The organism is Saccharopolyspora galaxeae (assembly GCF_016526145.1).
Lineage (GTDB): Bacteria > Actinomycetota > Actinomycetes > Mycobacteriales > Pseudonocardiaceae > Saccharopolyspora_C > Saccharopolyspora_C galaxeae.
This window is the reverse complement of record NZ_JADDUE010000005.1, coordinates 137523-158834: the sequence shown is the minus strand read 5'-3', so window position 1 is coordinate 158834 and position 21312 is coordinate 137523. Positions and strand designations below refer to the sequence as shown.

Genomic DNA, 21312 nt, shown 5'->3' with positions numbered 1-21312 from the left:
GTTTCCGCGCCAAGAATTGCGAGCAGCGATGACGAACCGAACCCAGGACCGGTGCCCCCACTGGATCCGAACCGTGCGCACCGAGTCCGCCACCATCGCCGCGACCCGAGCCCGGTTCCTGCGCGGTCCCGGCCCGCGTCGCGTGCCAGACCGCTCGTGCAAGTCCGTGGTGTTCGCGGATCCGGCAGTGTAGCTGGTCACCTGCGAGGAGTGCGGCTGCTGGTGAGTTCGTCGGTGATCGCGGTGAAGAACCACGAATGCGTCGGGCCGTCGAAGACCTCGGCGACGTCGACCAGCGGATCGCGCCCCTCGGACTCCGCCTGCGCCCGCTCGGTGCGCTGGTAGCGGATCCACTCCTGCGCTTCGGCGAGCCTGCCTTCCGGGATCCGGTACAGCGCCAGGTACCGGTGCGGGCAACCGCCCTCGACCTGTTCGTCGGCGAGCACGAACCGCTGCGCGGTGGCGAACCCTTCGAGCTTCTCCAGCACGTCGAGCACGTGCTTGCCGCTGTACCAGTCGTTGAACTCCTGCTCGCGGTCCGGTTTGGCGTTGCTGACGACGAGCATCAGGTGTTCGGCCATCGTGGACTCCTCCGCCCTGCGGGTCGACTGCGACCAGCAAAGCAGAACCATTATTACCATTGCAATGGTCACTGCTCGACCGAGTCGAGCACGAACCGAGCCCGCTCGGCAACCGGCAGGCGCGGCAGTTCCACCAGCTCGTAGCCGTGCTCGGCGTAGGCATCGGCGACCGCCTCACAGGTCCGCTCGGCCAGTTCGGCCGGTTGTTTGCGCTCCTCGTCGGTGCGGTATATCGCCGGCCACGGCGGGGCGAGGAAAACCCTTGCGGCATAGCGGAATTCTCCCGCCGCGGCGTGCACGTGCGCGGGCACGGCAAGTCCTTCGACGCGCAGGTAGCCGATGATGTCGGGCAATCCGTGGTCGAAGAACGTGATTCCGGTTGCCATGCGGTGGGAACGCATTTCCCAGCACAGCATCAACTCGGCGAACAACTCCCGATCACGCCACGGCAGTCCGGGGCCGCCGAGAGCGGCCTGGTCCCGGATGATGCCGCGACCGGCCTCGGCCGAGCATGCATGACCGGCCGCGGCGAGCGCGTCGAGCAGCGTGGTCTTGCCGGCTCCCGGCCCGCCGGTGACGACGATCCGGGTGGGTGGTGCGCACACGTGTACTCCGTATTTCTTGCTGTCAGGGGAAAATTCGCAGCGATAGCTGGGCGCGGCAGGCGGAGATCCGGATTTCGCGGCAGGATCGCGTCGTTGACTTCGAGCGAACTGAAAGTTCTAGCGTCGTAGGCGGTGGGCACCGGGTCGCCGCGGACTCGATCCGCCCTGTCCGGGCGGTCCGGTGCCCACCGGCGGGCGGCCGGCCGGCCACCCGTTCCGCACCTGGCCGAGGAGCGACATGGAGCGAACTATCCCGCCTGAGCAGTTCGATCGCGGCTACGCCGAGGGCGATCCGCCCTGGGTGATCGGCGAACCGCAGCCCGTCGTGGCCGAACTGGCGCGCTCCGGCGCGTTCGGCGGCACCATACTCGACGCCGGTTGCGGGACGGGAGAGCACGCGATACATCTCGCGCTGCTCGGCTACGAAGTGGTCGGCGTCGACACGGCGGCGAACGCGCTGGAGCGGGCGCGGGCGAAGGCGGCCGAAGCGGGCTGCACGCCGCGCTTCGAGCTCGCGAACGCTCTGGAACTGCCGCCGGAGCCGCGTTTCGACACCGTCGTCGACAGCGCCCTGTTCCACGTTTTCGGGCCGGCGGATCAGCGTCGGTACGCGCGTTCGCTGCACCGGGTCTGCCTGCCGGGCGCTGTTGCCCACGTGCTCGCGCTGGGCGAGGCCAATGCGGAATTCGGTCCGAGCGTGCGCCAGGACGAGATCCGCGATGCGTTCGCCGATGGCTGGGATGTGGACTACGTGCAGCCGAGCCGCTACGCCGGAATCGCCTACGGGGAACCGGCCCGCGTGCTGGGTGTCCGCGACGGCGACCGCATCGAAGTCCCGGCATGGCTGGCGCGCTTCCGGAAGCGCTGAGCCGTTCCGGACCGCCCCGTTCTGTCCACTGAGGACTAGACGGTGCGCCGCGCCGGTGCGCGACCGCGGGAGGCGTTGACACGGGGGATGCCGGTTTCTAATGTCATCTACATAAGAAACCGGCATCTACATATGAAGATGAGTGGTTATGACCGCGACTTCGGATCCGCCTCCCGACACCGCCCGCTTCGTCGCACATCTCGACGCGCGGATGCGCGCCGGGGTGCTCTGCTTCCCGCTGACCCCCTTCACCGCCGACGGCGAACTCGACCTCGACGCCTTCCGGGAGTACTTCGCGGGCCAGCTCGAAGCCGACCCCGCTGCGGCCTTCGTGGCCTGCGGCACCGGTGAGTTCTTCTCGCTGACCCTCGACGAGTACTCCGCGCTGCTGCGCACCGCGGTCGAGGTCGCCGACGGCCGGGTGCCGGTGCTGGCCGGTGTCGGCTACGGCTGGGCGCTGGCGCGGCAGTTCGCCGAGCGCGCCGTCGACGCGGGCGCCGACGGCGGCCTGCTGATGCCGCACTACCTGGTCAAAGCCCCGCAGCACGGCCTGGTCGAGCAGGTCCGCAAGGTCGCCGAGCACACCTCGCTGCCGCTGATCGCATACCAGCGCGACTACGTCCGGTTCACCGCCGCCAGCGCGGCCCGGATCGCCGAGATCCCCACCGTGATCGGGCTCAAGGACGGGCACGGCGATCTGGACGGGCTGCAGCGCATCCGGCTGCGCACGCCGGAGGACTTCCTGTTCTTCAACGGTGTGGCCACCGCCGAGATGCAGGCGCGTTCCTACGCCGCCATCGGTGTCGGGCCGTACTCGTCGGCCGTGCACGCCTTCGCGCCCGAGATCGCCAAAGCGTTCTGGAGCGCGTTGCACGCCGGTGAGCACGAGCGCGTCGAGCGACTGCTGCGCGAGTTCTACCACCCGCTGGTGGAGCTGCGGGACCGCCAGCCCGGATACGCGGTTTCGCTGGTCAAGGCGGGCGCGCGGCTGCGCGGCTTGTCCGTCGGGCCGGTGCGCGCACCGCTGGCCGATCCCGGCACCGACGACCTCGCCGAGCTCGGCGACCTGATCGAAACGGGCCTCGCGCTCGTGTCCTGAACTCCGGAGGCCCCGCATGTCGAACTCCACGAGCATGTCGAACCCGGCACGCATCGCCGAAGTCCGCGTCACCCCCATCCTGATCAGCGACCCCCCGCTGCTGAACGTGCAGGGCGTGCACCAGCCCTACACGCCGCGCACGATCGTCGAAGTCGTCACCGGCTCCGGAGCGAGCGGCATCGGTGAGACCTACGGCGACACCGACTACCTCAAGATCGCCCAGGCCTTCGGGCCCGAGCTGGTCGGCGCGCCGCTGACCGCGCGCAACGACCTGTTCCGGCTGGTTTCGGCCGCGGCGGCGCAAGTGCGGACCGCCGAGCTGGACAACACCGTCGTCGCCGAGGGCCTGCGCGGCTCGCGGACGCAGCACAAATTGGTGCACAGCGTGGTTTCCGCGTTCGAGGTGGCGATGCTGGACGCGCTCGGGCACGAGACCGGGATGCCGGTGCACGCGCTGCTCGGCGGCAAGGTGCGCGACCGCGTGGAATACAGCGGTTACCTGTTCTACCGCTGGGCCGAGCATCCGGGCGAAGGAGAACCGTCCGACGACTGGGGCGCCGCGCTCGACCCGGCGGGCGTTGTCGCGCAGGCGCAGCGCTTCGCCGACCGCTACGGGTTCCGCTCGTTCAAGCTCAAAGGCGGCGTGTTCGAGCCGAAGCAGGAGGTCGCCGCGATCCACGCGCTGCGCGAGGCGTTCCCGGACGCGCCGCTGCGGCTGGACCCGAACGGGGCGTGGTCGGTCTCGACGAGCCTGGAAGTGGCCGCCGCGCTGGAAGGCGTCGCGGAGTACCTGGAGGACCCGACCGCCGGGACCACGTCGATGGCCGAGGTCGCCGAGCGCACCAGCCTGCCGCTGGCCACGAACATGTGCGTCACCGCGGTCGAAGAGGTAGCCGAGGCGTTCACCCGCGACGCGGTGCAGGTCGTGCTCTCCGACCACCACTACTGGGGCGGGCTGCGCGCCACCCAGGACCTGGCGGCGGTGTGCCGGACCTTCGGGCGCGAGCTGTCCATGCACTCCAACACGCACCTCGGCATCAGCCTGGCCGCGATGACCCACGTGGCCGCGACGATCCCGGAACTCGGCTACGCCTGCGACACGCACCGGCCTTGGCAGACCGAGGACGTCATCACCGTCCCGCACACCTTCACCGGCGGTGCGGTCGAGGTCACCGACACCCCGGGGCTCGGCGTGGCGCTGGACCGCGATTCGCTCGCGCGGCTGCACCAGCGCTGGCTGGACAGCGACGTGCGCGGCCGCGACGACGCCGCAGCGATGCGCCGCGTCCATCCGGAATGGACATCGCCGAGCTTCCCCGTCTGGTAACGCCAGCGGCCGGTTGGCCGCGCCGCACAAGAAAAATCGGAGACGTCAATGACGACGGTGCCGCCTTCGTCCACTGCGGACGACCCAGCGCTGCGCAGCGCGGTGCGCAAGTTCTTCCGCCGCATGATCCCGCTCGTGGTGCTGATGCTGATCATCAACCAGATGGACCGCACGAACATCGGGTTCGTGCGCGCGGACCTGGAGGCCGACCTGGGCATCGGGGCCGCCGCCTACGGGCTCGGCGCCGGGCTGTTCTTCGTCGCCTACGCCATCTTCGAAGTGCCCAGCAACATGCTCATGGAGCGCTTCGGCGCGCGGGTCTGGCTGACCCGGATCATGATCAGCTGGGGCGTGGTGGTGTTCCTGATGTCGTTCATCACCAACCCCGCCACGTTCTACCTCATGCGGTTCCTGCTGGGCGTGGCCGAAGCCGGCTTCTTCCCCGGCGTCATGTACTACTTCACCCGCTGGCTGCCGGACCGCTACCGCGGGCGGGCGACGGCGATCTTCCTGGCAGGCTCGGCGGGGGCCTACGTCGTCACCGGGCCGGTCACCGGCGGCCTGCTGGAACTGGACGGGGTCGCCGGGCTGGCGGGCTGGAAGTGGATGTTCCTGTCCCAGGGCGCGCTGTCGGTGCTGATCGGCATCGTCGCGGCGTTCTTCCTGGTCTCCCGGATCCCCGAGGCCAAGTGGCTCTCGGCGCAGGAGAGATCGGCGCTGTCGGCCGCGGTGGCCGCCGACGACGCGAACCGGCAAGCCGCCGGAGCGCGCACGTCCAAGGCGCGGTTGCTGCTGGAACCGCAGGTTCTGCTGCTGTGCTTCATCTTCTTCGCGATTTCGCTGACCGGCTACACCATCACGTTCTGGTTGCCGAGCCTGGTCGACGGCATCCGCGGGCTGCCCGACTTCGGCGTCGGGGTGGTGAGCGCGATCCCGTGGGCGTGCGCGATCGCCGCGATGTACGGCATGGGGCGGTTCACCGACCGCACCGGCGTCCGCAAGCCGTACGTCTCGGCGGCGCTGGTCATCGCGGCCATCGGCACGTTCCTGACCACTCTGGGCAGTCCGTGGTTCGGGGTGGCGGCGATGTGCGTGGCCGCGGTCGGGTTCAAGTGCTCGGCGTCGATCTTCTGGCCGATCGCCCAGCAGGGCCTGGACGGGCGGATCGTCGCACCGGGCATCGCGCTGGTGAATTCGCTGGGCAATTTGGGCGGGTTCGTCGCGCCCACGGTCATCGGATTCCTGGAGCAGTCGACCGGCTCGACGACCATCGGGCTGTACGGGCTGTCGGTCGCTTCGTTGCTCGCGGCGGGTTCGGCCACCCTGATCGGCCGGGGACGCGATCGCGCCGCCGCCGTCCCGGCCGGTTGTTGACCGCCGCAGCGCCCGTCGGCGCCGCCCGGACCGGGCGATGTGTACGGTTGCAGCGGGAAAGCGGGCGCGGGAAAAAGGGCGCCGTGGCGGCGTTTTCGCGGTCGCCGGGAAGTGCGGGATGAGCATGGCGGAGGGCCAGAAGGGCGTGCGCGACGTCAAGTCGGCTGCGCGCACCGTGGAAGTGCTGGAAGTGCTCGGCGCCCTGGAAGGGGAGCCGGTGAACCTGCGCGAACTCGCCGAGCGCACCGGTGTTCCGCGCAGCAGCCTCTACGCGCTGCTGCAGACCTTGGTGGCGCGCGGCTGGGTGCGCACCGACGCCACCGGCTCGCTCTACGGCATCGGGATGCGTGCGCTGCTGGTCGGCACGTCCTACATCGACGGTGACCGGCTGGTGGCCGAGACCAAGCCGTACCTGGACGAGCTGGTCGCCGAACTCGGCGAGACGGTGCACTTCGCCCGGCTGGACGGCGCGGACGTGGTGTACCTGGCCACCCGGGAGTCCAAGCACCACCTGCGCCCGTTCAGCCGCGTCGGCCGTCGCCTGCCCGCCAGCGCGACGTCGCTGGGCAAAGCGCTGCTGGCGGAGCGCGACGCGGCGGAAGTGGCCGCGCTGCTACCGGATCCGCTGCCGATGTTCACCGAGGCCACGCTGGACCGCGACGGACTGCGCTCGGACCTGGCCGCGACCCGCGAGCGCGGCTACGCGGTGGAGGACGGCGAAAGCAACCTCGGGGTGCACTGCATCGGGGTGGCGCTGCGCTACGACGAGCCCGCCCAGGACGCGATCAGTTGCTCGGTGCCGACCGCGCGGGTGACGCCGGAGTTCGAGCGCGAAGCGGTGCGGCACCTGCTGCGCGTCCGGGACGCGATCGAGCGGGCCGCCCGCAGCTGGCCGCGCTCGCAGGTGTCCTGGCGCTGATTCGTGCACAGTGGACTCATCCGGTTTTTGCCGTGCCACATCGGCAAAACCGGATTACTGTCCACAGTGGCTCATGAAGCGGTGAATCGCGGTGCGGAACGCATCCCGCACCGCGGCCCGCCTCCGCCGCTTCAGTCCTGCTCGAGCGAGAGCGCCTGCGCGGGACACACGTCGACCGCCGTGCGCACCGCCTCCGCGGTCTGCTCGGTGGTGCGTTCGGTCAGCAGCAGGACCGTGCCCTCTTCCTCGTCCTGGTCGAACACGTCGGGCTCGGTGAGCACGCACTGCCCGGCCCCGACGCACCGGTCCGTGTCGGCGATGATCCGCATGTTCCCTCCTACCAGGCCACCGGCAACCGGTGCAGCCCGAAGATGTTCGCATCGTTCTTGAACGGTAGCTCGGACACCGCGGCGTCCAGCCGCAACCCGGGAATTCGCCGGAACAGCGTGTCGAACACGATCCGCAGTTCCGCGCGGGCCAGGTTCTGCCCGAGGCATTGGTGCGGCCCGAAACCGAACGCCAGGTGGTTGCGCGCGCCCCGCTCGACGTCGAGCTCCTCGGGCCGGTCGAACACCTCGGCGTCCCGGTTGCCGGACAGCGCCAGGCCGATGACGCCCTCGCCGGCCTGGATCAGTCCGCCGCCGATCTCCACGTCCTCCAGCGCGACCCGGGAGGTCGCGAACTCCGCGATCGTGAAGTAGCGCAGCAGTTCCTCCACGGCGCCTGGGGTCTTGCCCGGATCCGCGGTGATCGCCGCCAGCCGTTCCGGGTTCTCCAGCAGCATCAAGGTGCCCAGCGAGATCATGTTGGCGGTGGTCTCGTGGCCCGCGATCAGCAGCAGCACCGCCGTCGCGACCAGCGCCTCGACGTCGACTTCGCCGGCCGCGCGCTGGGCGGCGACCTGCCTGCCCAGCAGATCGTCGGTGGGCTGGGCGACCTTGCCGCGGACGAGTGTGTCCAAATAGGACTTCAGATCGCCGATCGCGGAACCGCGCTGCTGCGGGGTCGCGTCCCGGTTGAGCAGCGTGGCGCTGCGGGACTGGAAGAAGTCGTGGTCCGCGTAGGGAACCCCCAGCAGTTCGCAGATCACCAGCGAGGGCACCGGCAGCGACAGCTCGCGCACCAAGTCCGCGTGTGGCGGCCCTGCCAGCATGGCCTCGACGTGCTCGTCGACGATCTGCTGGACGCGCGGCAGCAGCGCGTTGATCCGCCGGACGGTGAATTCGCCGAGTACCGCCCGGCGCGCGGCGGCGTGCTCGGCTCCGTCCATCGAGATCATCGATTTCGGGAACTGCTCGCCCTTGGGCCGTTCGACCTGGAGCGGGAAACCCGGATTGCGGCGGTCCGAGCTGAACCGCGGATCGGCGAGCATCGTCCGGACGTCCTTGTGCCTGGTCAGCACCCGGACCCCGCGGCCGTCCGGCAGTCGGCCGCTGCCGAGGCGGCCCTGCTCGCGAAGCTGCTGGTAGGCGGCGGGCTGGCGGAACGGGCACTCGCGGGTCATCGGGAAGGACGGTGCTTGGGAGGCGGCGGGGTCGGGCATCCCGGCTCCTTATGTGGAGGGAAACAGTCCGGTTACTCTCACCCAGGTTAGCGAAGCGGAGGATTTCCATCCACCTGCGTCCGGGTGAGAAGATCCGCGGCGACGAGGAGGAAGATCCCATGACGTCCGATTCGACAGTGCCGGATACGGCGGATCGGCGCGCTGTGCTCCAGCTACGTCAACTCCGGCAACCTCGGCATTCCGATCGCGGTGTACGTGCTGGGGGACGCGTCGCTGGTCGCGCCGGTCCTGCTGCTGCAGCAACTGGTCATCACGCCGATCGCGCTGGCGGTGCTGGACCTGTCCCGCCCCGGCGCGCGCGGGCCGTGGTGGTCCCGGCTGACCGCTCCGCTGCGTAATCCGGTGGTGATCGGGTCGCTCGGCGGGGTCGCGGTCGCCGCGACCGGCTGGCAGGTGCCCGGCGGCCTGTTCGACCCGATCTCGCTGCTCGGCGGGATGGCGGTGCCCGCGGTGCTGCTGGCCTTCGGGATCTCGCTGCGCGGCAGCAACCCGCCGGGCCGCAGCCCGGAGCGGGGCGTGGTGTTCCTGTCGGTGGCGTTGAAGTCGGTCGGCCAGCCCGCCGTGGCGTGGCTGCTCGGCGCGCTCGTGTTCGGCCTGAGCGGCGCGGTGCTGTTCGGCGTCGTGGTGACCTCTGCGCTGCCGGCCGCGCAGAACCTGTTCACCTACGCCGCGCGCTACGAGACTTCGATGACGCTGGCCCGCGAGTCGGTCCTGCTCTCCACGATCCTGGCCGCCCCCGTGATCGGAGTGGTCGCCGTCCTGCTGGGCTGACGAGCTCTCTTCCCGCGCGCGCCGAAATTCCCGAGCGAACGGACCGTTGGCCCGATCTATTGGGACCAACGGTCCGTTCACTCGGAAACGGCGTTGTCGGAAGCGGTGCGCGAGTCAGGGACGCGTCGTGGTGCGCACGAAATCGAGGGCCTGCGGCCAGGACAGCTTGTAGGCGGTCGCGTTGACCTCCTTGTCCTGCCTGCCGCGGGCGCTGAACCCGTGATCGGCACCCGGGTAGTTGTGCACGATGCTGGCCCCCGTTTCCCGGCCGTTGAGCGCGGAATCGAGCGCGTCGAAGCTCTCCCGCGGCACGAGGTGGTCCGCACCCGGGTACAGCATCATCACCGGCGCCTGGATCCGGGCGGCGTGCTCGGCGGCGTCCAGCGCGTGGTTCGCGGCCGGCGGGATCGGCACCGTCGGGTGGTAGGCCACCACGTTCGCCAGCCGCTGGTCCCGGCCGCCGAGCAGCAGCGCGAAGCGGCCTCCCATGCACCAGCCGATGACACCGACCCTGGACAGGCCGAGTTCGTCGAACATGTGCGTGAGCAGGCGTTCCAGCTCGGCAAGCACCGTCTCGTCGTCGAGCCGGCCCATCAGCTCGAACAGCTTCTCGTGCGCGGTGTCGTCGGCGTTCGGGCCCTGCCACGGGTCCCAGGACAGCGCGGTGACCCCGGTGCCGACCAGGTCCGCGGCGAACTCCCGCACCTGCTCGCTGACACCGGTGACCATCGGCAGCAGCAGCATGCCCGCACCGCCGTCGTCGTCCGGCCGGGCGAGGTACACGCGGGAGGAACCGACGCTGGTGAACTCAGCGGTGATCGTTTCAGCCATGGCGCCACCATATGCGCCGTCCCGGCACCCGCGCCCAGCCGGGAGCGGACGTTCGGGCGTGCGCACCCGATTCCCAACCCGTTGGATCGGGTTTACCCCGGGATCTCCGGCACCTACGGTCCTCGCATGCCGCACCGGCCGATGCTCACCACTCGGGAGCACGTCGACCTCTCCCGGGTCTGCGCCGCGCGCTGTCCGCGCTGTCCGCGCTGACGCCCCGGTCCCGCTTCACCTCATCCCGCGCTCCGCCGTTCGGGCGCGGCCGGCGCGCGTGCGCGCCCGATCCCCGGAGGAGTGCATGAGCACCTCGCGACGCTCGTTCCTGTCCGCGCTGACCGCCGCGCCGGTCGCGCTGAGCCCGATGTTCCTCGCGGCGTGCGGCGGCGATCCGGCGGTGCGCGCGGACGGCAGCGTCGACCTCAGCAAGGTCACGCTGACCGTCGGCGACCAAGCCGGGATCCAGCAGTCCCTTGTGGACGCCGCGGGCGTGCTGGGCGACGTGCCGTACCAGCTGCGCTGGTCCCAGTTCGCCGCCGCTTCGCCGCTGCTGGAGGCGTTGCGCAGCGGCGCCGTCGACATCGGGTTCGCAGGCGACGCGCCGACGCTGAACGCGCTCGGCTCCGGCGCCGACCTGAAGATCGTTTCGGCGACCCGGGCGCAGCGCTCGTTCGGGCAGGCGATCCTGGTGCCGCCCGGCTCGCCGATCAGCACCGTCGCCGACCTGCGCGGCAGGACCGTGTCCCCGACGACGCCCGGCAGCGTCGGGCACTACCTGCTGCTCAACGCGCTGCGCGAGGCCGGGCTTTCCGGGCGGGACGTGCGGATCAGCTTCCTCGAGCCGGTCAACGCCAGTGCCGCGCTGAGTTCCCGGGCGATCGACGCTTGGTCCACATGGGACCCCTACACCGCGGCGGCGCAGGTGGAGCAAGGCGCCACCATCCTGCGTGACGCGCGAGGGCTGTCCTACGGGCTCAGCTTCATCAACGCCTACCAAGAAGCGCTGGACGACCCGGCGCGCCGCGCGGCCATCCGCGATTTCATCGCCCGCTACAACCGGGCTCTGGAGTGGGCGCGGGCGAATCCCGCGGCGAACGCGCGGGTTTACGGCGAAGTCAGCCACCGCGGGCCGGAGGTAGCCGGGCTCGTCGCGCAGCGCCAGCAGCGCGTCGGCGGACCGGTCGACGGCCGGGTCGTCGGGCAGCTGCAGGAGATCGCCGACAACTACGAGCGGTTCGGCGTGCTGCGCGAGCACCTCACGATCGCCGAACACGTCGACACCGGGCTCTACTGACCCGCCCGCTCCGCTCGCCGGAGGGGCCGGGGCGCTGCGCTGCGAACCCCGGCCCAGGTGCGGATCAGCGCAGCGGCTTGCGGCCCACGCCCGCCCAGATCGCGGCCTCTTCCGGCGCCGCGAGGTCCAGGTCCGGGGTGTAGTTCGGGCTGCGATCCTCCGGGTGCCACTCCGAGGTCCAGGTCATGCCCGGCGCCAGCATCTCGAAGTCGCCGAAGAACGACCGGATCTCCTCCTGCGAACGCCAGATCACCGGGCTGGTGGAGCGGTCGTACATCTCCTTGATGCCGACCAGCTTCTCGTCCATTTCCGGCAGCACGCCGTCATCGGTGACCTGCGAGATCGCCAGGAAGGAACCGGGCGGCAGCAGCTCGCGGTAGCGGGCCATCACCTGCGGGGAGATGTCGGTGCCCTCGGGGCCGAGTTGCTGGACGTGCAGCACCGCGATCAGCAGCACCGCGATCGGCTCCTCCAGGTCCAGCACGCCGGTCTCGATGGCGCGCTGCCAGAGCTTGTCCGGGTTGCGGAAATCGGCGTTGATTACCGCGTGCCGGTCGGTGTCGCCGTCGGTCTCCAGCAGGACCTGCGAATGCGCGACGGCCACCGGCTCGTGGTCGACGTAGACGACCCGCGAGCCCGGCTCGACCTCGTCGGCCACCGAGTGCGTGTTGCCCATCGTGGGCACCCCGGAGCCGATGTCGATGAACTGGTGCACGCCCTGCGAGACCAGCCGCCGCACCGCGCGGTGCAGGAAGAGCCGGTTGTTGATGGCGATCGGGCGCAGCAACGGGTACTTGTCCAGGACGCTTTCCCCGAACGCGCGGTCGATCGCCCAGTTGGCGTCGCCGCCGAGGTAATAATCGTAGACCCGCGCGACGCTGGGCTTGCTCAAGTCCGCTTGCTGCGGGGGGAACGGGTCGTCGTCCACATCGCTCATTCGCATGGTCCTTCATTCACGACCGGGTGATCTTGGGACGCATAGTAGTCCTCCGGACGCCGGTTGTGACGGGCGCCCTGAGGAATTAATCCCAACTGTGATGCGCCAGGTCAGAAGGACATCTTCGAGCGGAACTCCGCGGCCAGCCCCTGCAGGAACTCCACCGACTCGTTGACCTCGAGCGCGGCGCCGCGCAGCCGGTCCCAGGAGTCGACGAACAGCTCGAAGTCGCTCTCGTCGTCCAGGTAGATCCCGCCCGCGGCGTGCTCGATGAACACGAAGTCCTTGGTGGCGTCGGAGAAGCGCATCATCGTGAAGTCGTTCGGCACGAACGCCAGCCGCACGTCGAACGGCAGCACGTGGATGAACACCCGCGGATAGCGCTCGCCGAGCTCCAGCAGGTGCTCGACCTGGTCCAGCGCCACCGGCGGGTTCGGCCCGCCCGGGATCCGGCGGAACGCTGCCTCGCCCAGCACGAACCGGTAGTACGGCGGGCGGTCCAGGTCGAAGACCTGCTTGCGGTCCTGCCGGTTGCGCACCAGCGATGTCACGTCGGTGGCCCGGTCCTCGCTGAACTGCGTGAGCATGTAGTGCTCGGACTGCAGCGGACCGGGAATGCGCTCGCCGTGCCAGCTCAGGATCTCCCCGGCGGCCGGTTCGAGGTCGGTGAAGGTGCGGAACCAGTGCGGCACCGCCGAGCGGTAGCCGGACCACTGGCCGCGCTGGCCTGCACTGCTGCGCGCCAGCTCCAGCATCACTTCGGCTTCGGTGTCGCTGGTCTGGAACGCTTCCAGCATCGACTTGAGCTCGGCCTGCTTGACCGCGACGGTGCCGGATTCGATCTTGTTGACCTTGCCCTGGCGGCACCCGAGCAGCTCGGCGACCTCCTGCTGCGTCATGCTCGCAGCGATCCGGGCCCGCCGGATCTCGTTGCCGAGCTGTCTGCGCCGCGACGTCACCGTGCTCGGCACTCGGACTCCCCGATCTTCGTTCGCTGACCCGACAAGCAGATCATGGTAGCCGAGGACGGTGGGCGGGACCGCCCACCCGGCCCGGTGCCTGAATTGCCCCGAGATTCACCCTTCAGGGGAATAATCGACCCGGGGCAACCGGACGATGGTGATCACGGCAGGTCGAACGCCCCGGTGCGGGCCGCCGACAGGAAAGCCCGCCACCGGCGGGCATCGAAGACCAGGACTCCGTCGTCGATGTTCTTGCTGTCCCGGACTCCGATCGGGCGACCGGCGCCGAGATCGTTCACCTCGACGCAGTTGCCGCCGTTGGGGCCGCAGCGGCCGGCGGAGATCCAGCCGTGCCGGGGGAAGTCCGGGGTGTGCGTTGTCGCGTTCGGGGTGTGCACCTCGCGCCCTCCTTGGGTCGACTCGACAACAAGATTAATCGTTCACTAGGATTAATCTCAACAACGGAGGGAGCAAAGATGCCCAGCGTTGCCGAAGGCTCCGCACGTCCTCGCCGCGCGCCCGCTGCTACCGGGTCCGACCAGCGCGTTTGGGTGCTGCGCAGGCATGTCCGCGTCTCGCTGCGCGAGGCGCACGCGATCACCACCGTCGACTGGGACGCCGGGGTGGCGCGGACCGCTTGCGGGCTCGCGCTACGGCCCGAATCCATCGCCGATGTCCCGGAGGGCGGTTGCATGCCCTGCGTGACGTGCGTGGCGGCCACCCCGATGCCGACCTCCGAGTCCAGCGACCCGGAAATCGACGAGCGGCGCTGAGCGCAGACCGGCCGTGCGTGCGGTTCGGCGCCCTACGCTCGACCGCGACCGGCACCCGACCGCGGCCGATGCTCGACCGCAGCAGGTCCTCGACCGCGGCGGAGACTCGCATCCGTCCGCGAGCCGTCCGGCCGCGGGGGTCGTCGCGTCCGGACGATTCGCCGACGCTGATCTGTCCGGAAAGCTCAATCGACTGACCGGCGATGTCATGACCTAGATCACTCGTACGACTTAGCGTTCTCGTCTGTCCGGCGTCGCGCCGTGCTCCACAAGGCGGACGACCGGTGCGGCCCTTGGCGCGGTGGCGTTCGCACGCCCGCTGCGAGGTCCGCGGTACGACGGGGTACGAGCTGACGGCGGTCCGGATGAGCAACACGAGCAGCCGCGCTACGGTGCGGCGGAGAATCCTGGGGTTAGCGCTGCTGCTGTGCGGGGCGCTGTTCATCGTCCTGACGGTGGCGACGTATCAGCGCGCGTTCACCTTCAGCACGGATGTGGTGTTGAAGGCGGCTTCGACCGGGAACCAGCTGCTGCCGGACTCGGACGTGAAGACCCACGGCATGATCGTGGGCCGGGTGTCCGAAGTGGAGCCGACCCGCAACGGCTCGGCGGTGCACCTGGAATTGGAGCCGGACAAGGCGAAGTTGTTGCCCGCCAACGTTTCGGCGCGGCTGCTGCCGCGGACGTTGTTCGGTGAGCGGTACGTGTCGCTGGACACGCCCGAGGATCCGGCGGGCCGGTTGCAGGCGGGGGATGTGATCTCGCAGGACCGCACGCGGGCTTCGGTGGAGCTGGAGCAGGTTCTGTCGGACACGATGCCGGTGCTGGAGGCGATCCATCCGGCCGAGCTGGCGACGACGTTGAACTCGCTGAACCACGCGCTGGAGGGCCGGGGCCGGTCGATCGGCGACACGATTTCGCGGCTGAACTCCTACGTGTCTGAGTTGAATCCGTCGTTGCCGGATCTGCAGGCGAATCTGCGCGAGGTGGTCGGGGTCGCGGAGACCTACGAGCAGGCGGCGCCGGATGTGCTGCAGGCGTTGGGGAATCTCTCGACCACGGCGCGGACGCTGGTGGATCAGCAGCAGAACCTGCGGACGCTGACCTCGCAGCTGACCACGACTTCGGGGGATGCGACGAAGTTCTTCGAAGCCAACGGGCAGAACCTGATCCGGTTCGGCGAGACTTCCCGGCCCACGCTGGACGTGCTGTCCAAGTACTCGCCGCAGTACCCGTGCCTGCTGCAGAGCGTCAGCGGGATCGTTCCGCGGGTCAACGAGGTCTTCGGCGCGGGCACCGACGAGCCCGGTGCGCACATCAAACTGGAAGTCGTGCCGAACCGCGGTGCGTACCAGCCGGGAGAGGACGAGCCGCAGTACTCCGACCAGCGCGGGCCGCGTTGCTACGACTATCCCGGAACCCGGCCGCAGTACCCGCCGGACGGCCCGATCGAGGACGGTTCCACGCCGCCCGCGGCAGGCGGGACGCCGGACTCCGGGCTCGGCCTGATCAACTCGCCGCAGGAGCGCAACGCCGTGTCGAGCACCCTGGCGCCGTCGATGGGCGTGCCCGCGCGCGAGGTTCCGCAATGGGGCTCGATGCTGGTCGGGCCGGTGTTGCGCGGTGCCGAGGTGGAATACCGCTGATCCGCGAGGTCCGGTTCACGACCGGCGGCGCGCGTAGGCCATCGGGGTGGTGCCGGTCCACCGCTTGAAGGCGTGGATGAAGCTGGCCGCTTCGGCGTAGCCGAGCCGGATCGCGATGTCGTCGACCGACAGCGTCCCGTCCCGCAGCATCCCTTCGGCCAGCGCCGAGCGGACTTCGTCGCGCACCGCCTGGAAATGCGTTCCCTCCGCGTGCAACCGGCGGTGCAACGTGCGGGCGGTGGTGTGCATTCTGCGGGCCACGTCCTCCATGCTCAGCCGGACCCCGTCCGGTGCGAGCAGTTGTTCGCGGACGTGCTTGGCGAACCCGGCGCGCTCGCGGCGCTCGGCGAGCAGGTCGCGGCACTGCGCTTCGCACATCGCCAAGGTGTGCGCGTTGGCCTGCGGCAGCGGGTGGTCCAGCAGCGCCGGATCGAGCAGCACCACGTCGGCGGAGCTGCCGAACTGCGGGGCGGTGCCGAAAAGCCGCTCGTACTCCGCGATGTCGGTCGGTTCCGGCATCGACAGCTGCACGCCGCGCAGCGGGATCGGCTGGTCCAGCAGCTCCCGGATGATCGTGTAGATCGCCGAGAGGTCCCGCCCGAGCAGAAACTCGCGCACATCGGCGGGGATCGCTCCGGTGTCCAGCTCGACCCGCAGCGCGCCGTCGCGCATCCGGATGCGCGGGATGCAGAACGCGAAGCTCAGCTCCAGGTAGCGCAGCGCCACCGCGATGCCGTCCCGCACGGTCGGGCTGCTGATGAACGCGAACCCGAGGATGCCGTAGGCGGTCAGGTGGTACTGCAACCCCGCCCGCATCCCGAGGTCCGGGTCGTCCGGCAGGGCCGCGACCAGGTTGCGCACGATCCGCAGCTCCTGGTGCGCGTCCACGGACCCGTTCGGGTCCTCCAGCTCCGCCTCGGTGAGTCCGGTGCCGTACAGCAGCGACTCCGGCGGCACCCCTTCGGCGGCGGCGAACCGGGTCAGCAGCTGGGCGCTGGTCGTGCTGCGCGGGAAGTCCCAGTCGCGCACGACCGGGTCCGGGATCGCGGGACGGGTGTTCTGCTCGGAGGGTTGCGCGGTGTCGCTTCGTTGCGGCATGGCCGGAAGTATCAATCACTTGACCGCCGGTGTCATAGCCCGCACGGCCGATCGGCTTAACGTGATCGGAACAGATCGGATGTGAGCGAGGAGGCGCCGATGACGCCGGTGCAGGCCGAACGCGCGGAGATCGAGGCGGCGATCGCGGGCCGCACGGTGCCGGACCTGCTCGCCGACATGGCGCGCGATCGCCCGGACGAGCGGGCCTTCTGCTCCGAGTCGCAGACGTGGACGTGGTCGCAGGCGCGCGGGCAGGTGCTCGGCGTGGCAGCGGCGCTGCGTTCGCTGGGGGTGGGCTCCGGTGACGTGGTGGCGCTGATGGCGAGCAACCGGCCGGAACACGTGCTGGCGGACCTGGGCGCTTCGGCTGCGGGCGCGACGACCACGACGCTGTATTCCACGCTGGCGCCGGAGCAGATCCGGCACGTGCTGGTGGATTCCGGCGCGAAGCTCGCGGTCGTGGAGGGCGAGGACGCTTGGCGGCGGTGGGGCGCGGTGCTGGGCGAGCCTGCCGAGCTGGGTGAGTCGGCGGAGCGGGACGAATCGGGGGAGCAGGGCGAGTCGGGGGAGCAGGGCGAATCGGGGGAGCAGGGCGAATCGGGGGAGCAGGGCGAATCGGGGGAGCAGGCGGAGCTGGACGTGCTCGTCGCGCTCGACGTCCCCGGCGCACCGGCACCGGCGGGTTTCGGCGGCCGGGTGCTGGACTGGCAGGACTTCCTGGAACTCGGCGCGGAGCCCGAAGCACCTGGCGACCGGCCGGACCCGGGGGACACCGCGGTGCTGATCTACACCTCCGGCACGACCGGCCGCTCGAAGGGCGTCCGGCTCAGCCACCGCGCGCTGCTCTACGAAGTCGAGGCTCTGGCCCGGGTGGCCGGATTGCCGGACCAGGTGGTGAGCCTGTCGTACCTCCCGCTGGCGCACGTGGCCGAGCGGGTGCTGTCGGTCTACCTGCCGCTGCGTTGCGGTGGGCGTACGCACTTCTGCGCCAGCGTCAAGGAACTGCCGCAGCGGCTCCCGCAAGTGCGCCCGACGATCTTCTTCGGCGTCCCGCAGGTCTGGGAGAAGCTGCGCGCGGGCATCGAGTCGAAGCTCGCCGAGCAGGGCGGATTGCGCGCTCGCCTCGGCCGCTGGGCGTTGCGCGCAGGAACCGCCGGTGCCGAGCCGGACGCGACACGAGGCCGGAAGGCGTTGGCACGCCTGGCGGATCGCGCGGTGCTGCACCGCATCCCGGCGGCGTTGGGGCTGGACCGGTGCGCGGTGCGCGCGGTCGGTGCGGCGCCGTTGCCGCCGGGACTGGAGCGGTTCTTCGCGGGAATCGGGCTCGGGTTGACCGGGGTTTACGGGCTCTCGGAGACCTGCGGCGCCGCGGTGATGCACCGGGCGGACGCCGACCGGTCCGGAACGGTCGGCTCGGCGATGCCGGGCGTGGAACTGGAACTGGCCGAGGACGGCGAGGTGCTGCTGCGCGGGCCGCTGTGCACGTCCGGCTACCGCAACCTGCCGGAGGCGACCGCCGATCTGTTCACTGTGGACGGTTGGTTGCGCACCGGCGACCTCGGGCGACTCACCGCGGACGGCCAGCTCAAGATCACCGGCCGGAAGAAGGAGGTGATCGTCACCGCGGGCGGCAAGAACATCAGCCCGGTCGCGGTGGAGTCGCTGCTGGTGGAGCACCCGCTGGTGGGGCAAGCGATGGTGCACGGCGACGACCGCCCGCACCTGGTGGCGCTGCTGATGCCGGACCCGGACGAGCTGGCGCGCTGGGCCGGCGCCCGCGGGCTCGCCGCGGCAGGGCGCGAGCAGCTGCTGACCGACCCGCGGTTGCGCGCCGAGTTCGCCGGTGCCGTGCGGGCGGCGAACGCGAAGCTCGCCAGGGTGGAGCACGTCCGCTCCTGGGGCCTGGCCGCGGACGAGTGGACCGAGGAGGCCGGTGAGCTCACGCCGACCCGCAAGATCCGCCGCAAGGTGCTGACCGAGCACCACCGCGAGCAGCTGGACGGGCTCTACCAGGCGTGACGCTCCGCGCGTGACCGGCTGACGATGCGACGGCGCCGCGCGGCGCCGCACCGGAAGTCACCGCACCGCCTCGCCGGAACCGCCGGAAGATCGAACGCGCCCCGAGCCGGCGCTCCGGAATCGGCGCGCCCGAGGCAGCGCCTCTGCACCAGCTCCTCCGGTCCCGTGCCGCGGACCCGGCGCCTACCGGCACCCGCGGCCCAGCCCGGCCCCGCACCGAGCACAACTAGATTCGGCGGCATGAGTTCCTGGCGGTCCACGACCTCGCACTGGGGTGCCTACCGCGCCCGCGTCGACCCGGACGGCGCGCTGGAGATCGGCCCGCACCCGGCCGATCCGGCCCCGTCCGAGCTGCTGGGCAACGTCGCGACCGCGGTGCACCACGCCACCAGGGTCGAGCGCCCGGCGATCCGGCGCGGTTGGCTCGAAGGCGGCGCCGGTCCCTCGGATCGACGCGGTCGCGAGGAGTTCGTCTCCGTGGACTGGGACACCGCGCTCGACCTCGTCGCGGGCGAGCTGCGCCGGATCCGCGAACGGCACGGCAACGAGGCGATCTACGGCGGCTCCTACGGCTGGTCGAGCGCCGGGCGCTTCCACCACGCGCAGTCCCAGCTGCACCGCTTCCTGAACACCATCGGCGGCTACACCGCGTCCCGGAACACCTACAGCTTCGGGACTTCATCGGTGCTGCTGCCGCACCTGGTCGGAGACGCGGGCACGTACCTGCACCGCGGCGAGAGCTGGCAGACCATCCGCGAGCACACCGACCTCGTCGTCGCATTCGGCGGTATGCCGCCGAAGAACGTGCAGATCAGCCCGGGCGGTGTCACCGAGCACAGCACGTCGCGGACGCTGGCCGATTGGGATTCCCGCGGCGTGCAGCTGGTGGTGGTCAGCCCGCTGCGCAGCGACCTGCCGGACTCGGCGCGGACCGAGTGGCTGCCGGTGCGCCCGGCCACCGACGTCGCGCTCATGCTCGGCATCGCGCACACGCTGCTCACCGAGGGGTTGCACGACGAGGAGTTCCTCGCCCGCTGCACGGTCGGCTTCGACCGGTTCGCCGACTACCTGCGCGGCGCGGACGGTCCGGAGCGGGACGCGGAGTGGGCCGCCGGGCTGTGCGACGTGCCCGCCGACGAGATTCGGGCGCTGGCCCGCCGGATGGCCGCAGGGCGCACCTTGGTGACGGTGAGCTGGTCGCTGCAGCGCATCGAGCACGGCGAACAGCCGCTGCACGCGGGCCTGGCGCTGGCGGCGATGCTCGGTGGAATCGGACTGCCGGGCGGCGGATTCGGCCACGGCTACGGCTCCAGCGGCGACGTCGGCGACCCCGGCCCGCTGCTGCCGCTGCCGACGTTGGCGCAGGGCACCAACCCGGTCGAGACGTTCATCCCGGTGGCGCGGATAGCCGACATGCTGCTGCACCCCGGCGAGACCTACGACTACGACGGGCAGCGGCTGACCTACCCGGACATCCGCGCGGTGTACTGGGCGGGCGGCAACCCGTTCCACCACCACCAGGACCTCAACCGGCTGCGGCGGGCGTTCCAGCGGCCGGACACGGTGATCGTGCACGAACCGCACTGGACGGCCACCGCGCGGCACGCCGATGTCGTGTTGCCGGTGACGAGCACGCTGGAACGCGCGGACATCGGCGCTGGCAGGCGGGACACCAGGCTGATCGCCATGCACCGGGTGCTGGATCCGGTCGGGCGGGCCCGCGACGACCACGACATCTTCGCCGCGCTGGCCGAGCGGCTCGGTACCGGTGCGGCGTTCACCGAAGGCCGCACGTCGCAGGAATGGCTCGAACACCTCTATTCGGACTGGCGGGACCGGATGCTGGAGCAGGGCCACGAGGCGCCGGCGTTCGCCGAGTTCTGGGCGGCGGGCGAACACGTGCTGCCGCAACGCGACCGGTCCACCCCGCTGGCCGAATTCCGCGCGGACCCGTCAGCGCATCCGCTGGCCACGCCCAGCGGCCGGATCGAACTGCGCTCCGCGACCATCGCCGGATTCGGCCTGCCGGACGTGCCCGGGCACCCGGTGTGGCGCGAACCGGCAGACGGTCTGCACGACGCGCGCCTGCCGCTGCGGCTGATCGCCCACCAGCCGCGTACCCGGCTGCACGGGCAAGGGGACGTCGGCGCGCTCAGCCGCTCGTCGAAGATCCGGGGCCGCGAGCCGCTGCGCCTGCACCCGGCCGAGGCGCGCGGACGCGGCATCGCCGACGGCGACGTGGTGCGCGTGTTCAACGACCGCGGCGCTTGCCTGGCCGGAGCACTGCTGACCGAGGACGTGCTGCCCGGCGTCGCGGTGCTGGCGACCGGGGCCTGGTACGACCCCGTGGACCACCCGGGGCAGCCCGGCGGCTCCTGGTGCGTGCACGGCAATCCGAACGTGCTCACCCCCGACCGGCCGACCTCGGCGCTGTCGCAGGGCTGCGCCGGGCAGCAGACCCGCGTGCAGGTGGAGCCGTTCGAGGAAGAACCACCGCCGCTGAACCACGACCGGCCACCCCGGATCGCCGCGGAAACGCCCGAGAGCGGCTGAACGAACGCCGCCCTGGCATTTCCCCGCGCCCGGTATCGCCGGTGTTGCCGCGAAACAGGACTTTCCCGCGGCAACGCCGACAAGCCGCGGCGAA

General features: G+C 70.7%; 20 protein-coding genes. 11 read left to right on the top strand and 9 right to left on the bottom strand.

Annotated features, from left to right (window positions below):
• Window positions 1–197: 197 nt before the first annotated feature.
• Window positions 198–581, bottom strand: coding sequence for a DUF4286 family protein (locus INP57_RS13515; protein ID WP_200070543.1), 384 nt, complete (start codon window positions 579–581; stop codon window positions 198–200).
• A 68-nt stretch (window positions 582–649) separates the two neighbouring features.
• Window positions 650–1186 (bottom strand): AAA family ATPase, encoded by a 537-nt coding sequence (locus tag INP57_RS13510; protein ID WP_200070542.1) that lies wholly within the window; start codon window positions 1184–1186, stop codon window positions 650–652.
• A gap of 181 nt (window positions 1187–1367) precedes the next feature.
• Here INP57_RS13510 and INP57_RS13505 point away from each other — a divergent pair, with 181 nt between their 5' ends.
• The 5 genes from INP57_RS13505 to INP57_RS13485 all read left to right on the top strand — a co-directional run bounded on the left by INP57_RS13505 (window position 1368) and on the right by INP57_RS13485 (window position 6773).
• A complete protein-coding gene (locus INP57_RS13505; protein ID WP_307850059.1) occupies window positions 1368–2054 on the top strand; it encodes a class I SAM-dependent methyltransferase in 687 nt (228 codons plus the stop codon).
• Between the two features lie 148 nt (window positions 2055–2202).
• Window positions 2203–3153, top strand: coding sequence for a 5-dehydro-4-deoxyglucarate dehydratase (locus INP57_RS13500; protein WP_255520853.1), 951 nt, complete (start codon window positions 2203–2205; stop codon window positions 3151–3153).
• 16 nt (window positions 3154–3169) lie between these two features.
• Window positions 3170–4480, top strand: a complete 1311-nt coding sequence (locus tag INP57_RS13495) for an enolase C-terminal domain-like protein (RefSeq protein WP_233627508.1) — start codon at window positions 3170–3172, stop codon at window positions 4478–4480.
• A gap of 48 nt (window positions 4481–4528) precedes the next feature.
• Window positions 4529–5854 (top strand): MFS transporter, encoded by a 1326-nt coding sequence (locus tag INP57_RS13490; protein WP_200070541.1) that lies wholly within the window; start codon window positions 4529–4531, stop codon window positions 5852–5854.
• Between the two features lie 118 nt (window positions 5855–5972).
• A complete protein-coding gene (locus INP57_RS13485; RefSeq protein ID WP_200070540.1) occupies window positions 5973–6773 on the top strand; it encodes an IclR family transcriptional regulator in 801 nt (266 codons plus the stop codon).
• 131 nt (window positions 6774–6904) lie between these two features.
• Here the strand turns inward: INP57_RS13485 and INP57_RS13480 are convergent, their stop codons facing one another.
• Both INP57_RS13480 and INP57_RS13475 read right to left on the bottom strand, forming a co-directional pair.
• Window positions 6905–7102: a ferredoxin gene (locus INP57_RS13480; RefSeq protein WP_200070539.1), complete on the bottom strand. Its 198-nt coding sequence runs from the start codon at window positions 7100–7102 to the stop codon at window positions 6905–6907.
• 8 nt (window positions 7103–7110) lie between these two features.
• Window positions 7111–8316, bottom strand: coding sequence for a cytochrome P450 (locus tag INP57_RS13475; protein WP_200070538.1), 1206 nt, complete (start codon window positions 8314–8316; stop codon window positions 7111–7113).
• 210 nt (window positions 8317–8526) lie between these two features.
• Between INP57_RS13475 and INP57_RS13470 the strand changes: the two genes are divergently transcribed.
• Window positions 8527–9108 carry an AEC family transporter gene (locus INP57_RS13470; protein ID WP_307850058.1) on the top strand — a complete coding sequence of 194 codons (582 nt, stop codon included), beginning with the start codon at window positions 8527–8529 and terminating at the stop codon, window positions 9106–9108.
• A gap of 114 nt (window positions 9109–9222) precedes the next feature.
• Here INP57_RS13470 and INP57_RS13465 read toward each other — a convergent pair whose 3' ends face one another.
• Window positions 9223–9939, bottom strand: coding sequence for a dienelactone hydrolase family protein (locus INP57_RS13465; protein WP_200070537.1), 717 nt, complete (start codon window positions 9937–9939; stop codon window positions 9223–9225).
• 298 nt (window positions 9940–10237) lie between these two features.
• Between INP57_RS13465 and INP57_RS13460 the strand changes: the two genes are divergently transcribed.
• Window positions 10238–11230, top strand: coding sequence for an ABC transporter substrate-binding protein (locus tag INP57_RS13460; protein WP_233627507.1), 993 nt, complete (start codon window positions 10238–10240; stop codon window positions 11228–11230).
• A gap of 64 nt (window positions 11231–11294) precedes the next feature.
• Here the strand turns inward: INP57_RS13460 and INP57_RS13455 are convergent, their stop codons facing one another.
• The 3 genes from INP57_RS13455 to INP57_RS13445 form a co-directional block, all read right to left on the bottom strand.
• Complete coding sequence (locus INP57_RS13455) at window positions 11295–12167, bottom strand: SAM-dependent methyltransferase (RefSeq protein ID WP_200070536.1); 873 nt, start codon at window positions 12165–12167, stop codon at window positions 11295–11297.
• Between the two features lie 110 nt (window positions 12168–12277).
• The gene (locus INP57_RS13450) at window positions 12278–13138 is read right to left on the bottom strand and encodes a helix-turn-helix domain-containing protein (RefSeq protein WP_200070535.1); all 861 of its coding nucleotides are present in this window, start codon (window positions 13136–13138) and stop codon (window positions 12278–12280) included.
• A 152-nt stretch (window positions 13139–13290) separates the two neighbouring features.
• Window positions 13291–13527: a DUF397 domain-containing protein gene (locus INP57_RS13445; RefSeq protein WP_200070534.1), complete on the bottom strand. Its 237-nt coding sequence runs from the start codon at window positions 13525–13527 to the stop codon at window positions 13291–13293.
• Between the two features lie 78 nt (window positions 13528–13605).
• Here INP57_RS13445 and INP57_RS13440 point away from each other — a divergent pair, with 78 nt between their 5' ends.
• A complete protein-coding gene (locus INP57_RS13440; RefSeq protein WP_200070533.1) occupies window positions 13606–13902 on the top strand; it encodes a hypothetical protein in 297 nt (98 codons plus the stop codon).
• Window positions 13903–14267: 365 nt separating this feature from the next.
• Window positions 14268–15548 (top strand): MCE family protein, encoded by a 1281-nt coding sequence (locus INP57_RS13435; RefSeq protein WP_200070532.1) that lies wholly within the window; start codon window positions 14268–14270, stop codon window positions 15546–15548.
• 15 nt (window positions 15549–15563) lie between these two features.
• Here the strand turns inward: INP57_RS13435 and INP57_RS13430 are convergent, their stop codons facing one another.
• Entirely contained in the window at window positions 15564–16646 is a 1083-nt protein-coding gene (locus INP57_RS13430) for an AraC family transcriptional regulator (protein ID WP_200070531.1), read from the bottom strand.
• Between the two features lie 99 nt (window positions 16647–16745).
• On the opposite strand from INP57_RS13430, the gene INP57_RS13425 reads away from it, so the two are divergent.
• Both INP57_RS13425 and INP57_RS13420 read left to right on the top strand, forming a co-directional pair.
• Window positions 16746–18665, top strand: a complete 1920-nt coding sequence (locus INP57_RS13425; RefSeq protein WP_200070530.1) for an AMP-dependent synthetase/ligase — start codon at window positions 16746–16748, stop codon at window positions 18663–18665.
• A gap of 240 nt (window positions 18666–18905) precedes the next feature.
• Window positions 18906–21218, top strand: a complete 2313-nt coding sequence (locus INP57_RS13420) for a molybdopterin-dependent oxidoreductase (protein WP_200070529.1) — start codon at window positions 18906–18908, stop codon at window positions 21216–21218.
• Window positions 21219–21312 lie beyond the last annotated feature (94 nt).